Genomic DNA, 12,624 nt, shown 5'->3' on the forward strand with positions numbered 1-12,624 from the left:
GACGATGATCAACCTCAACAAAGTCGACGAAACCGCCACGATCGATCTCTCCAAGGGCACCACCGACCTGGTCGTCAAGGCCCAGTGGGTAGACAACGGCGATGCCTCAAGTGACAACGATGATCTGGACCTTCGCTGTTCGATTCTCTTTCCAGACGGGCAGATGTATCTGGTCGATGCCGAGTACCGCTGCGCGCTCGACCAGGCGCCTTATGCCCATCACCACGGCGATGTTCAGAATGCCAGCCAGGAAATGCCGGGAGAGGAAGTCATCACGGTAGCCAAGGACATCGCCAGGAGGGCCGGTGGGCCAGTGGCCATGGTGTTCAGCGTCTATTCGGCGCTTGGCAACGGCGCCGTCTCGGTCGCATCGCTGAAGCCTCAAATGAAAATGAGCTGCGGCACGGATGTCGTCGTCTGCTCCTACGACTTCTCCAAGGATATAAGCGCAGCCAACCCCAACATCTACACCTACGTCATCGGCTACGCCATCGTCACGGAGTCCGAGGTAATCCTCGCTCCATCTGGAAAGACCTCACGACCAGGTGAAGAAGAAACCGCCTGGATTTCCTGGCACGGAAGCTCAGTCGATGTTGATGTCAACGGCCCAGCGGTCTTCAAGGGAAAGCAGGCGTCAAAGGGCCCCTCTTACAACCGCCAGCGAAACATCACCAAGACGTTCGCCAATGTCGACCAGGCGAAGCTACAAAAGAAAGGCCTCTTCGGGCTCTTCGGCTAAAGGTGCAGCGTCATCACCTCTCGTCCTTGTCTCGGCCTATTTCAACCGGCCGATATCGTTTCGCAAGAGCCTAAATAGACATCACCAGGAAAATCTCATATGAGCATCAATCTCTCCAAGGGGCAGCGCATCAGTCTTGAAAAGGATGGCAGCTCCCTTTCCCGTATCGAAATCGGTGTAAACTGGGGCGCCATCAAAAAGACAACCAAAGGCTTTTTTGGCGGCGAAAAAACAAGGAATGTAGACGTTGACCTCGACGCCTCGGTAGGGCTTTTCGATGAGTCAGGCGAGGTCGTCGATATCGTCTATTTCGGTCAGCTGAAATCCAGGTGTGGAGCCATCCACCATAGCGGTGACGACCTGACCGGCGATATCGGCGGTGACGACGGCCGCGACAACGAGGTCATCTCTATCGACCTCAATCGGATCCCTGCCAACATCACCAGACTCGGCCTTGTCCTGAACTCATTTCGAAAGCAGGATTTCGCCGACATCCCTTATGCCAACATTCGTATTCATGACGGCAGTGGTTCGGTCTTTGGCACCTTCGATGTCGCCAATGACGCCAGCTTTTCGGGCAAGATCAGCATGATCATGGCCAGCGTCTACCGCCACGGTGAGAGCTGGAAGTTCCGCTCGATCGGTGAAGCGGTGGACGACAGGGACCTCAAGTCCACCCTCGTCACCTTCTCCCGGAAATTTGCCTGACCCCATCGGGTGTGAGCGGTCGCCTGGCGGCCGCTCACCATGACAACAGCCATCCCCATCTTCATTTCATGCCCGCCGCCAAGTAGCCACCTTCCCCCTGGGATCATCCGTCTGGAACATCGGACCTGGGCATGTCTGCCAACACCATAAACGGCGTGCCCCCGGACGCAAACAGGCCACGGCTCTCTTCCTGCCAGCCATCCCTGGTGTTTGCCCCAGCCATGCCTCGTCCGCTCCCTGACAGCTACGACTCGAAACGACACCAGGCAAGCCTGGATCCTGTCACATAGAAAGTATGCAGAATCACCATCAGCCCGAAGGTGGCTTAGTGGCGGGATCTCGGGCTCTGTGCCAGCTTTCTAAATCAGAAATATTTTGAAGACGATTCTCGAGCGGTGGCGAATCAGGCGCCGCGCCGGGCGGGCTTTGTTGCGTCCTGTCGATGCGCAGGGCCCCCACACGAGACTCGGACGCAACCAGGCACGACCGGATCGATAGCACGACGGCGCGGATTAGCGCGATGGAGGCGAACTCCGCCCGGCTCAGACCACCATCGATAACAGAAAGGGAGTTCGGGAAGATGCTTCGTCACATGACCACGGCCACCGTCGCCGGGGCGCTGCTCTGCGCTTCGGGGCTTGCGCAGGCGGCCGTTCCACTCGATCAGGCAACCCTCAAGGGCGACGAGGTGATCGAGACGCCCGCCGGCGAGATCGAACTGCAGGACAGCTACTTCGATGAACAGGCGTCGCAGCGACTGTTCGATACCATGGACGTACAACGGGCCGCCCAGGCCTATATCTGGTCGACGCCGCTGGTCAGCACGACGACCTGGCGGGACAACCAGGGCGAAGCCTTCGGTACCGATGAACCCGGTGCCTTTGCCGTCCTCGAGACGCTCAAGGAAAAACGCGGCATCGTCACCGCCAACCTGACGACCCCCTACATCTTCAACTTCACCGATCTTTCCGATGGACCGGTGCAGATCGACTACCCGCCCGGCCAGACCGCCGGCGGGGTGCTCGACATGTGGATGCGCCCGGTATTCGACCTCGGCCTGACCGGCCCCGACAAGGGCGAAGGCGCCACCTACATCGTGGTCGGCCCCGGTGACGATCCCGACGACTACAGCGAGGAAGATGCCCACGTCTACCAGAGCGAGACGAACAACGTGCTGGTGGGCATCCGTATCCTCGATCCCGACCCGGCCTACTACGACACCTATGTGTCCCAATACCAGATGGGGCCTGTGGGTGACACCTCGCCCAGCACCTTCGTCAAGGGCAAGGACGTCGAGTGGAGCGCCACCGCCCCACGGGGCCTCGCCTACTGGGCAAAGCTCGCCTCGATCATCGACGAAGAGCCGGTGCGCGAGATCGACAAGGCGTGGATGGCGATGCTCGCGCCGCTCGGCATCATCAAGGGCGAGGCCTTTGCACCGGACGAGCGCCAGCGAGAGATCCTGCTGCAGGGCGCGGCCCTGGGTGAGCTGATGACCCGCAACCTGCAGGTGAATCCGCGCTATGCGGATGTCTGGTGGGAGGGCACCTCCTGGTACAAGAGCTTCGACTTCGTCGTCGCCCAGGCCACCGATACGCTGCAGCAGATCGACGAACGTGCGACCTGGTTCTACGAGGCGGTCGGCTCCAGCGAGGGCATGGTCAACCCGACGCCCGGCGCGGGACAGGTCTACATGACCACCAAGCGTGACGCCAACGGCGACATGCTGCGCGCCGATCGCAACTACGTGCTGCATGTCCCGGCGGAGGTCCCGGTGGAGCAGTTCTGGTCGCTGACGCTCTACAGCGAAGACACTCGCCGCCCCTATGACAACGGAGGAACGGAGATTTCCGATGTCAGCCTCGACAGCCGCATGGAACAGCTCCAGTACAACGAAGACGGCTCCATCGATCTCTACATCGGTCCGGATGCCCCGGACGGCCTGGAAAGCAACCACATGAAGACGGTCGAGGATGACGGCTGGTTCGTGTACTTCCGCCTCTACGCACCAGGCCAGGCCTTCTTCGACAAGTCCTTCTCACTCCCGGACTTTGAACTCGTCGAGTAATCCCCTGTTCGACCCGCCGCCCTTGCCGGCGGGTCGCCCCTTTTTCACGCCGCGGGAGCCGATCATGAAATGCCGGTCCAGCCCCCTTCTCTGTGCCGGTCTTGCCCTGACCCTGCCACTGGCCCTGACACCGGTCGCATTGGCCCAGGCCGAGCGCGCGACGGAACTTGCCAACCTGCCCTTTGAACAGAACCGTCCCACCGAGCAGACCGCCCAGCAGCTGATGGAGGAGCTGACCTTCCAGCGAGCGACACAGACCTATTTATGGGCGCTGCCACTGTTGAACACCATGGGAATGCGCGACGGCGCGGCGGAGGCCTTCGCCATCCTGCGCCTCTATGCCCCCGCCGAACCGGCGCTGGATGGTAGCTGGAAGCCAGGTGATATCGAGAAGGCGCAGTAACTACCGCTCCCACCCGAGAATGTGTGAGGGCACCTGGCCAGGTGGCAACGCCCTCACTCGCTATCGCCTTGATGGAGAAAAGCAGAAGGCCCGCCATAGGCGGGCCTTCGTCTTGATCAGCCATGCTGCAAGCCAAGTGGTTCGAGGGCCGTGCTTGGCTACTGAACTTGGCACTGCAGGGCTTGAGCTCCTGGCCTAGCTTTCGCAGTTCTCGCCGACCCAGTGACCTTCCTGCTCGATGGTGACCTGCTGGCCGTTGTCCATCTCGATCATGCTGTTGAAGTGCTCGTCACTGTGCGTCAGGTCGCGCGTCCTTCCTCTCGACTAGGCCAGGGCGAAGCCTGTGTAATCCGTCTGCGCATCTTCCTTTGGGCTATCGTGCAAGGGTGTCGACGCAGGGTCGATGTCTCTGCGCTCGTCTGTCTCGCTGGTCTGGCCCGTCAGCCGTCTCACCAGATCATCGACATAGGCGGCGACATCTTCCGGATCCAGGGCACGGTGAATGGTGCCAAGATATTCCGCCTGATCGGCTCCGTAGTCTCGGCTACCCAGCAAGGAACTCAGTCCACCGACCGGACCCACACGATTCTCGTGCCCGTAAGACTCGCCACGGGCCAGCAGCCCCGTCAAGCCGACCTCCATCGGTACGAATCTCGCAAGGCCTCTTGCGGCAATGCGTACGTCACACGCCATGACGAGCTCGTGGCCTCCATACCGGGCCATGCCTTCCACCTTGGCGATGGTGGTCTGCGGGAGGTCTTCGATTCGCGCAAGAAGACGCTTGAACTCACGTTTTCTGCTGTCGTCATCGCCGACCTGGGGGGATGAGGCACCCTTCAATGTCTTGTATCCCGCCAGGCGCGAGAACACTTCAGGGAACCGAGACTGAAAGACGATGGCATCGATTCTGGCATCGCGCTCGAGATAATCCAGCAGCTTGCTCATCTCGTCGAGAAAGATGGCACCACTCGGGTCCAGCGGGGCATCCAGGAAGGTCACCCAGGCGGCACCTCGGCGTACCGATACGTTAAAGGTGGTGAAATTTCTGTACTGCATGACAATCCCCTCGGACAGATTCGTGAATCCGTCGCCGGCCTGGCACTGCGGATGGTCGAGCCATTCTGCGCCTTGCACGCCGGCCTCCCGTGGCTACCATTCAGCTCGATGACACTCGGACCAACTTAGCCCAGTCGAGATGGCTTCAGAATGGCCGCTTTCCGGTTTCAGAATTCGCAAAATCCGTATAATGGGGACCAATTTTTGCCCTTTCAGGCACTTCCCTCACATTCTCTCCCCCGACAAGACGCCCGGCAGTGCCAGCTCTCTGTACCTAGAGTTCCCTCTGCTAGCTCTCTACCAGCTCTCTTTACCGGTTCTCTCTACCGGTTCTCTCTGCCAGCCCTGTAGGCCGTGACGGCCTGCTCTCTCACAGATAGCTCCTGGCAGAGCGCTTCGGCGAACGCCTTCACCCGCCGGGGTTGGTCGCGAGCGGGAGGAAACATCAGCTGCAAGGGCTTGGGGGGCGCTGCCACGTCCTCGAGCAGTGGCACCAGCCGTCCCTGTTCAAGGTCTTCCTGGACGTCTAGCTCGGACTTGAGGCAGATGCCATGACCTTCCACCGCCCACTGGCGCACCAGTGAGCCGTCGTTGGCGATCCGATTGCCCTTTACCGTCACCTGCTGCGGTGCGTCCTCAGGCCCAAAGCTCCAGACGTTGTCCAGCGCCGCACCAAAACGCATCACCAGGCAGTTGTGCTGTGCGAGTTCCGTGGGGATGCCAGGAACGCCATGGCGCTCCAGGTAGGTAGGGGCGGCACAGACGATCCGGCGAAACGATCCCAGCTGGCGAATGCGCAGGCTGCTGTCCAGCACTTGCCCGAACCGAAGCGCCAGATCAAAGCCCTGACCGACGATATCGGTGAAACCGTCCGACAGCGACAGTTCGAGCGATACATCCGGGTTTTCGCGGGCAAAGTTCGCCATCACCTGGGACACCACCCCGCGGCCCAAGTCGATGGGCACGCTGATGCGAATCGGCCCGGACAGGGTCTGGGCGCCATGACGAATGCGGGATTCCAGCTCCTCAAGCTCTGCCAGCACCTGCTTGGCGCCCTCGACCAGGGTACGGCCTTCTTCGGTGAGGCTGATGGAGCGGGTCGTGCGATTGATCAGCACCACGCCGAAGTACTGCTCCAGCGACGCCAGGCGCTCGGACACGGTGGTACTGGAAAGCCCCGTCTCTCTGGCCGCCGCCACCAGGCTGCCCTTTTCCACGATGGTCAGAAAGAGGCGCATGTTGTGGACGAGCATTATTCGGATTCTCCGGATTTATTTTTCGAATATAGGCGGTTTATCCCCCCAACCCCAGCCGATACCGTTCATCGCCTCACTGCTGGGCCGGTAACCATGCTCCTCCCTGCGGTGCCTTGAACGAGGCTTCGGTTGCCGACCCTTGCATTCCGAAGCTCCGGCCCCGCCGTCCAACCAGCGTCTTCTCAGGAGTGATCCCATGCGCTTGTCTGCTTTCCCCTTGCTTGCCACCGGCGTTGCGATGGCAACGCTCTCGATCGCCGGCCCGGCCACCGCCGCCACCGAGGTGGTGCTGCGCTCGGAGGTGACGCCACAGCCACTTAACCCTGCCAGAGGCGACGCCAGTCCCCAGGCCAGCGTGCTGTGGGGCGACATCACCAAAGATGTGCCCAGTGGCGCCATCATCGAGTTCAAGGAAGGCTTTGCCTCGCCCCCACATATTCACAACATCACCTACCGTGCGGTCGTCATCGAGGGTGCCGTGCACAATGATGACCCGGATGCCGCCACCATGTGGATGGGTCCGGGGTCGTTCTGGACACAGCCGGCTGGCGAGGACCACATTACCTCCGCCATCGCCGAAGAAGGCGCCACCATCTTTCTGGAAATTCTGAAAGGCCCCTACCTGGTCCAGCCCTCGGACCAGGCCTTCGACAATGGCGAGAAACCCGTCAACCTGGAAGCCGGCAATATGGTCTGGCTAGATGCCGATGCCATCAACTGGCTCGAGGTACCCGGCCAGTCGCAGGAAAAGGGCGCCGAAGTGGCCTTTCTCTGGGGAAGCACCGCGCCCGGAGAAGCCAACGGCTCCCTGCTGAAGATCCCGGCAGGAGCCTCGGGGACCATCAGCGGGGACGGTGATACCTTGCGCGCGGTTGTCATCCAGGGCGACGCCGAACTGAGCGGGGCCGATATTCAGGGCTCGTCACCGCTTCCCTCTGGCAGCTATTTCAGCGCGAATGACGACTCGGCTCCGCTCTTGACCTGCACCTCGGACGCCGAATGCCTGTTCTACTTGCGCACGGATGGCAGCTTCGACTTCGCCTCGCGCTGACCTGCTGACGCCTCGCGTTCGCCGTGCCCCCGGCCTCCCGGCCTCCTGGAAAAATTCGTGCAGGCTCGATACCGCGCCTCTGCCCCGGGGGCCGCTCGGTGCTGCCGCCCGGTCCGGCCAGGGGGCGCTGCGCATGGTGAAGGCATCGCCGAGGCATGGGTAAGGCATCGCCGAGGTGTGGTTAAGGCATCGCCGGAGCACCACCGCGCCGCGGTCCTTTCAAGCCCTTGCCTCGGCCCTGCAGCGAACCGCGCTATCTGCGGCGTGGCGCTTGCCTTAAGCTGGTGCCGGGGCCATCAACGTCATCGGGAGCCTAGTGAATGGACACAGATGGACTACGCCTGTTTGTACTGGCGGCCGAGACGCTGAATATCAGCGCAGCGGGACGCCAGCTCGGCATCGCGCCGGCGGTCGCCAGCGCTCGACTATCCAAGCTGGAACATCAGGTCGGTGCCGACCTGCTGCATCGCTCAACTCGCAAGGTATCACTGTCCCAGGAGGGCGCGGCCTTTCTCCCCTTCGCCAAGGAGATGCTGGCCCAGGAGGACGCCGGGCTCGCCGCCCTCGGCAAGGACAGCGAAGAGGCGACCGGGCGCCTGCGATTCGCCGCCTCCAGCACCTTCGCCCAGCTCTATGTCGCACCGATTCTGCCGGAATTTCTCGAACGCTATCCCAGCGTCAGCCTGGAGTTGCGACTGTCGGATACCCAGACCAACCTGATCGAGGGTGGGTTTGACCTGGCCTTGCGCAACTATCCGATCGAGGACAGCAACCTCAAGGCGCGCAAGCTGGCCGACGACAAGCGCGTACTGTGTGCCTCCCCCGACTACCTGAACCGCCACGGAGTGCCCAGGACGCCGCAGGACCTGCAAAGCCATCGGCTGGTGGCCTTTCAGGGTGGCACGCCGCGGGCGTTATCAAAGAACGGGATGCGCACCCCTCACACCTTTCCCCCGGCCGGGGCCAAGCCCCGCGTGACTTGCGACGATGGCGCCAGCATGAGGGTGGCCGCGGTGGCGGGCACCGGCATCACCATGCATGCGCTCTGGAGCATCCACAAGGACCTGGAACAGGGAACGCTGGTCAGGGTTCTGCCCGACCACGAGGTCGACGATCATTCCGCCATCTGGCTGGTTTACCCGAAAGCCAACGTGCTGACCGCCAAGGTGCGGGTGTTCATCGACTTCCTGCTGGAGAAGATCGGCACACCACCGACCTGGGACAGGCACTGACAGCACTACGCTCTACTAAGCCCTACTACGCCGTAGCCGGCGCGCACTGTCAGCGATTTCCATAAACTGATTCCCGGGTCATGGCGTTTTTTTCCAAGGCGGCATCGGCAATCCTGTAGGCATTGATCCACACCCCCTACAGGAGACCGACAATGTCCACCTCATCGATGTCCGCCATGGTCCTCAACCGCTACGGCGAGGACGCGCCGTTCGAATCCGCCACCCTGTCTCGCCCCCAGGTCAGCGCCGGTCAGGTGGTGGTGCGTATCGCCGCCACCAGCGTCAACACCATCGACACCATGATCCGTCAGCTGGGCCAGGAGGAGCTGCCGATCGCACCGGATCTGCCCGCCGTGCTCGGCATGGACTTTGCCGGCACCATCGAGGAAGTCGGCGAAGGCGTGACCGGCTTCGCCCCGGGCGATGAGGTCTACGGCTGCGCCGGCGGGCTCACCGACCTGCAGGGCAGTCTGGCCGAGTACATGCTCGCCGACGCCCGACTGATCGCGCACAAACCGCGTTCCCTGTCGATGCGTGACGCCGCGGCCCTGCCGCTGGTCGCCATCACCGCCTACGAGGGCCTGACCCGCGCAGGCGCAGGAACCGGCGATAAAGTACTGGTGCATGGCGGTGCCGGTGGCGTCGGCCATGTGGCGGTGCAGCTTGCCCGCCATCTGGGGTGTGAGGTCTACGCCACCGGTTCGGGAGAGCATCAGCGCGAACTGATCGAAGGCTTCGGTGCCACCGCCATCGACTTCAAGACCCAGAGCGTCGATGACTACGTCAACCAGCACACCGATGGTGCCGGCTTCGACGTCATCTTCGACAGCGTGGGCGGCCCCAACCTGATCAACTCCTTCAACGCGGTCAAGCTCAACGGCCAGGTGGCGACGACCATGTCGCTGGCCGAACTGGACATGACACCGGCGCACTTCAAGGGCGCCTCGCTGCACGTGATCTTCATGCTGATTCCGATGATCCACAACGTCGGCCGGGAAGTGCACGGCAACATCCTGTCGACGCTTGCCGAGATCATCGATTCGGGGGCACTGACGCCGCTGGTGGACGACAACCGCTTCGCCCTGGCCGACGTCGGCAAGGCCTACGCCCACCTCACCTCGGGCAAGGCCGTCGGCAAGGTGGCCGTGGACGTCGAGAGCTGATCAGGAAAACCAGCGCTTCAAGGTAGCGCTGGCCCTGTCCTTGTGCTCGTCCTTGACGTAGGCCGCCACGGTCATCAGCGCCACCGCCAGCATGCCCATGTCGTCGGTGTAGCCGACCAGCGGGGTTAGATCCGGCAGGGCGTCCAGCGGTGAGATGAAGTAGCCGAGCGCACCGTAGATGGTGGTCTTGGCCCACACGGGGGTGTCCTTGTCCCGGGCGGCGTAATAGAGCGTCAGCGCCCGGGACAGGGTGACCTCGCCGGCGGCCTTGGCGTAGCGCCCGACCTTGGCCCAGAAGCGCTCGTCGGAATAGTGGCCCTGGTGCTCTTCGATCGGCTCTCCGGCCAGGATGACCTGCTGGGTTGTCTCGTCTTTCATTGTTTCCTCCCGTTGCGCCGTGGCATCGCCCGCTGCCCTTCCCTGAGCCGGCCCCAGTCGGCGATACCTTTATCGCCGATATCTTTATCGCCGATACCATTGTCCTAGTGAAGCAGGACTCACCGTGTCGGTTCAATGGTGTCGCCCTGCCCCGTGCCTGCGCCAGCATCATCGGATGTTTCGTGTCGATTGTTGCCGCAAACGAAAAAGTGATTCCGCCGCGAGCCTCTTTTTCCCCGCCTCTGACGGCGCCACACTCCATTACAACGATTAGGGCTTGTCTGAAAAGTGCCTGCGCTCGGTAATACGGCGTTAAAAATCGGATCAAAATGCTCATTTACACCCCGTAAACTGCGCTTTCTCACCGATTTTTGCCTTGTCTAACCTTCGCTCGTCGACTTTTCGGACAGCGCCTAGCGTTCTATCGAACTGATACGCCTCCCCTCGAGGCAGGAGCCAAGATGAGCTTGCAACGACTGACCAGTGGCCCCTTGACCCTGGGCCTGGAGCTGGCGCTGGACAATGACTGGAGCCCCGCCGGTGAAGCCGCCCGCCTGCGCGATGGTCGCGCCTTCGGCGTCCCCGATCTGAGCGAACACCTTAACCGTGTCCAGCTGGCCGATCGCCTCGGCTTTCGTGCGCTGTGGCTGCGCGATGTACCGCTCTACGACCCGCACTTTGGCGACGCCGGTCAGGTGTTCGAGATGTTCACCTACCTGGGCTATCTGGCGGCGTCCACGCAGCGTGCACTGTTGGGCACCGCCGCTGCGGTGCTGCCGCTGCGTATGCCCTGGCTGGTCAGAAAGGCCGCCGCCAGCGTGCAACAGCTCAGCGGTGACCGGCTGCTGCTGGGTGTCGCCAGCGGTGACCGTCCGGTGGAATATCCGCTGTTCGGAATACCCTTCGAGCAGCGCGGTGAGGCCTTCCGCGACGCCGTCGCGGTGCTGAGGGGCGATCAGGATGCGCGGCTGGACGCCGGCCAGGCGCTGCTGCCGATGGCGACGCCACCGCCCCTGCTGGTGGCCGGTCTGGCCCAGCAGCGCCCGGACTGGGTCGGTCAGCACATGGATGCCTGGCTGGCCTACCCCGGCACGCCGGAGGACCACCGCCGTCGGGTCGGCCTGTGGCGCGAGGTGGCCGGCGACAAGCCCTACATCAGCTTCCTGCACCTGGACCTGGCCGAGCGCGCGGACGAACCGCCTCGCCGCCACCGCTTCGGGCTGAGGGTCGGCAGCCAGGGATTGATCGCCGAGCTCGAGGCCATGCAGGCCGCCGGCGTCAATCACATCGGCCTGAACCTGCGCCGCAACCAGGCGCCGGTGGAAGAGACCCTGCATCGCCTGGCCGAGGAAGTGTTGCCGGCCTTCGATGCTGGCTAGGCTCACCTTGCAGCGACGTGCGACTAACAGCCGGCTCGTCACCCTTGCCACACTCAGGACGCCAGGCCCATCCCACCAGTGCCCTTGCCGTACATTTCGGCAAAGCCGGGGATGCGTGCCTCCCACTGGGGTGGCGAGCCGACCATCTCGCGCAGAATCTCGATAAAGCGCCGGGTACGCAGCGGCATCTCGCGGTGGGGATAGAGCAGCGTGATGACGCCGAACTCCGGCAGTGCCAGGTCGGTCATCAGCGGCACGATACGTCCGTCGCTGACCTCGTTGTACATGGCGAATGCCGGCAGTACCCCGATGCCCATGCCTTCCATCACCCCACGCTTGATCACCTCGGCCTCGCTGGTGCGCACCTGGCTATTGAGCGGCAGCTTCTGCTCCCGCCCCTGGTCATCCAGGTAAGGCAGATAGTCGAGCTGGAACTGCTGTGAGCTGAAGGTCAACGCCGGCAGCCGGGCCAGGGTGGCGAGGTCTCGTGGCTCGCCATGACGCTCGATAAAGGCTGGACTGGCGCCGATCAACAGATGATTGGGCGCCAGTGGCGAGGCCACCAGATTGGAGTCCTTCAGGTCGCCGACCCGCAGCACCAGGTCGTAGCCTTCACCGATCACGTCGACCCGTCGTTCTTCCAACTGCAGGTCCACCTGCACATCGGGATAGTGCTGGCGAAAGCGTCGCATCGCCTCGAAGCCCAGGCAGCGGCCGAGGATGCCCGGGGCGCTCACCTTAAGCCGTCCGCTCGGCAGCTGCTGCAGGTTCTCGGCCAGCGCCTGGGTGTGGTACATCCAGTCACGCAGCTCACGCCCCTGCTGCACCATGGCCTGCCCCGCCTGGGTCAGTGACAGCGAGCGCGTGGAGCGATTGAGCAGGCGCACCCCCAGCTCCTGCTCGAGGCGCGCGATATGCTTGGACACCACCGAGCGATCCAATTCGCGGCGCTTGGCGGCCTCGGAAAAGCTGCCAAGCTCGGCCACATCGACCAGCAGCAGCAGACGACTCGGTTGGTCCATGAAGGTCTCCACAGAAGGTACAAGCGCACAGATGCGTGCATATTTGGCATCAATAATGTGCGACCAACCGGTCTAATACAAGTCTCGATCGAGGATTACACTGGCGAACCTTTTGCTCAGGAGTCGCCAGATGTCCGACCAACGCCCCCCGTTTGACCCCCAGGTGGTG

General features: G+C 62.6%; 12 protein-coding genes. 8 read left to right on the plus strand and 4 right to left on the minus strand.

Annotation, left to right across the window (positions count from 1 at the left end):
* The first annotated feature begins 4 nt into the window (after nucleotides 1-4).
* From RBB39_RS20710 to RBB39_RS20725, 4 genes are all read left to right on the plus strand, one after another.
* Nucleotides 5-739: a hypothetical protein gene (locus tag RBB39_RS20710; RefSeq protein WP_052704520.1), complete on the plus strand. Its 735-nt coding sequence runs from the start codon at nucleotides 5-7 to the stop codon at nucleotides 737-739.
* Between the two features lie 99 nt (nucleotides 740-838).
* On the plus strand, nucleotides 839-1,447 hold the full coding sequence (locus tag RBB39_RS20715; RefSeq protein ID WP_045994733.1) for a TerD family protein: 609 nt from the start codon (nucleotides 839-841) through the stop codon (nucleotides 1,445-1,447).
* A gap of 580 nt (nucleotides 1,448-2,027) precedes the next feature.
* Entirely contained in the window at nucleotides 2,028-3,515 is a 1,488-nt protein-coding gene (locus RBB39_RS20720) for a DUF1254 domain-containing protein (RefSeq protein WP_083970635.1), read from the plus strand.
* Nucleotides 3,516-3,579: 64 nt separating this feature from the next.
* On the plus strand, nucleotides 3,580-3,918 hold the full coding sequence (locus RBB39_RS20725; RefSeq protein ID WP_306169373.1) for a hypothetical protein: 339 nt from the start codon (nucleotides 3,580-3,582) through the stop codon (nucleotides 3,916-3,918).
* A gap of 324 nt (nucleotides 3,919-4,242) precedes the next feature.
* Here RBB39_RS20725 and RBB39_RS20730 read toward each other — a convergent pair whose 3' ends face one another.
* Together RBB39_RS20730 and RBB39_RS20735 are read right to left on the minus strand one after the other, a co-directional pair.
* The gene (locus tag RBB39_RS20730) at nucleotides 4,243-5,052 is read right to left on the minus strand and encodes an enoyl-CoA hydratase/isomerase family protein (RefSeq protein WP_052704519.1); all 810 of its coding nucleotides are present in this window, start codon (nucleotides 5,050-5,052) and stop codon (nucleotides 4,243-4,245) included.
* 245 nt (nucleotides 5,053-5,297) lie between these two features.
* Nucleotides 5,298-6,227: a LysR family transcriptional regulator gene (locus tag RBB39_RS20735; RefSeq protein WP_045994731.1), complete on the minus strand. Its 930-nt coding sequence runs from the start codon at nucleotides 6,225-6,227 to the stop codon at nucleotides 5,298-5,300.
* Between the two features lie 199 nt (nucleotides 6,228-6,426).
* Here RBB39_RS20735 and RBB39_RS20740 point away from each other — a divergent pair, with 199 nt between their 5' ends.
* The 3 genes from RBB39_RS20740 to RBB39_RS20750 all read left to right on the plus strand — a co-directional run bounded on the left by RBB39_RS20740 (nucleotide 6,427) and on the right by RBB39_RS20750 (nucleotide 9,676).
* The gene (locus RBB39_RS20740) at nucleotides 6,427-7,281 is read left to right on the plus strand and encodes a DUF4437 domain-containing protein (RefSeq protein WP_045994730.1); all 855 of its coding nucleotides are present in this window, start codon (nucleotides 6,427-6,429) and stop codon (nucleotides 7,279-7,281) included.
* A 320-nt stretch (nucleotides 7,282-7,601) separates the two neighbouring features.
* Nucleotides 7,602-8,513 carry a LysR family transcriptional regulator gene (locus RBB39_RS20745; protein WP_124802634.1) on the plus strand — a complete coding sequence of 304 codons (912 nt, stop codon included), beginning with the start codon at nucleotides 7,602-7,604 and terminating at the stop codon, nucleotides 8,511-8,513.
* Between the two features lie 152 nt (nucleotides 8,514-8,665).
* Nucleotides 8,666-9,676 carry a zinc-dependent alcohol dehydrogenase family protein gene (locus RBB39_RS20750; RefSeq protein WP_306169374.1) on the plus strand — a complete coding sequence of 337 codons (1,011 nt, stop codon included), beginning with the start codon at nucleotides 8,666-8,668 and terminating at the stop codon, nucleotides 9,674-9,676.
* Here RBB39_RS20750 and RBB39_RS20755 read toward each other — a convergent pair whose 3' ends face one another.
* Entirely contained in the window at nucleotides 9,677-10,054 is a 378-nt protein-coding gene (locus RBB39_RS20755; protein ID WP_045994728.1) for a YkvA family protein, read from the minus strand.
* A gap of 461 nt (nucleotides 10,055-10,515) precedes the next feature.
* On the opposite strand from RBB39_RS20755, the gene RBB39_RS20760 reads away from it, so the two are divergent.
* Entirely contained in the window at nucleotides 10,516-11,433 is a 918-nt protein-coding gene (locus RBB39_RS20760; protein ID WP_124802638.1) for a TIGR03571 family LLM class oxidoreductase, read from the plus strand.
* Nucleotides 11,434-11,486: 53 nt separating this feature from the next.
* Here the strand turns inward: RBB39_RS20760 and RBB39_RS20765 are convergent, their stop codons facing one another.
* Nucleotides 11,487-12,455 (minus strand): LysR family transcriptional regulator, encoded by a 969-nt coding sequence (locus RBB39_RS20765; RefSeq protein WP_045994164.1) that lies wholly within the window; start codon nucleotides 12,453-12,455, stop codon nucleotides 11,487-11,489.
* Nucleotides 12,456-12,624 lie beyond the last annotated feature (169 nt).

The organism is Halomonas sp. MMSF_3323 (assembly GCF_030733595.1).
Lineage (GTDB): Bacteria > Pseudomonadota > Gammaproteobacteria > Pseudomonadales > Halomonadaceae > Halomonas > Halomonas litopenaei.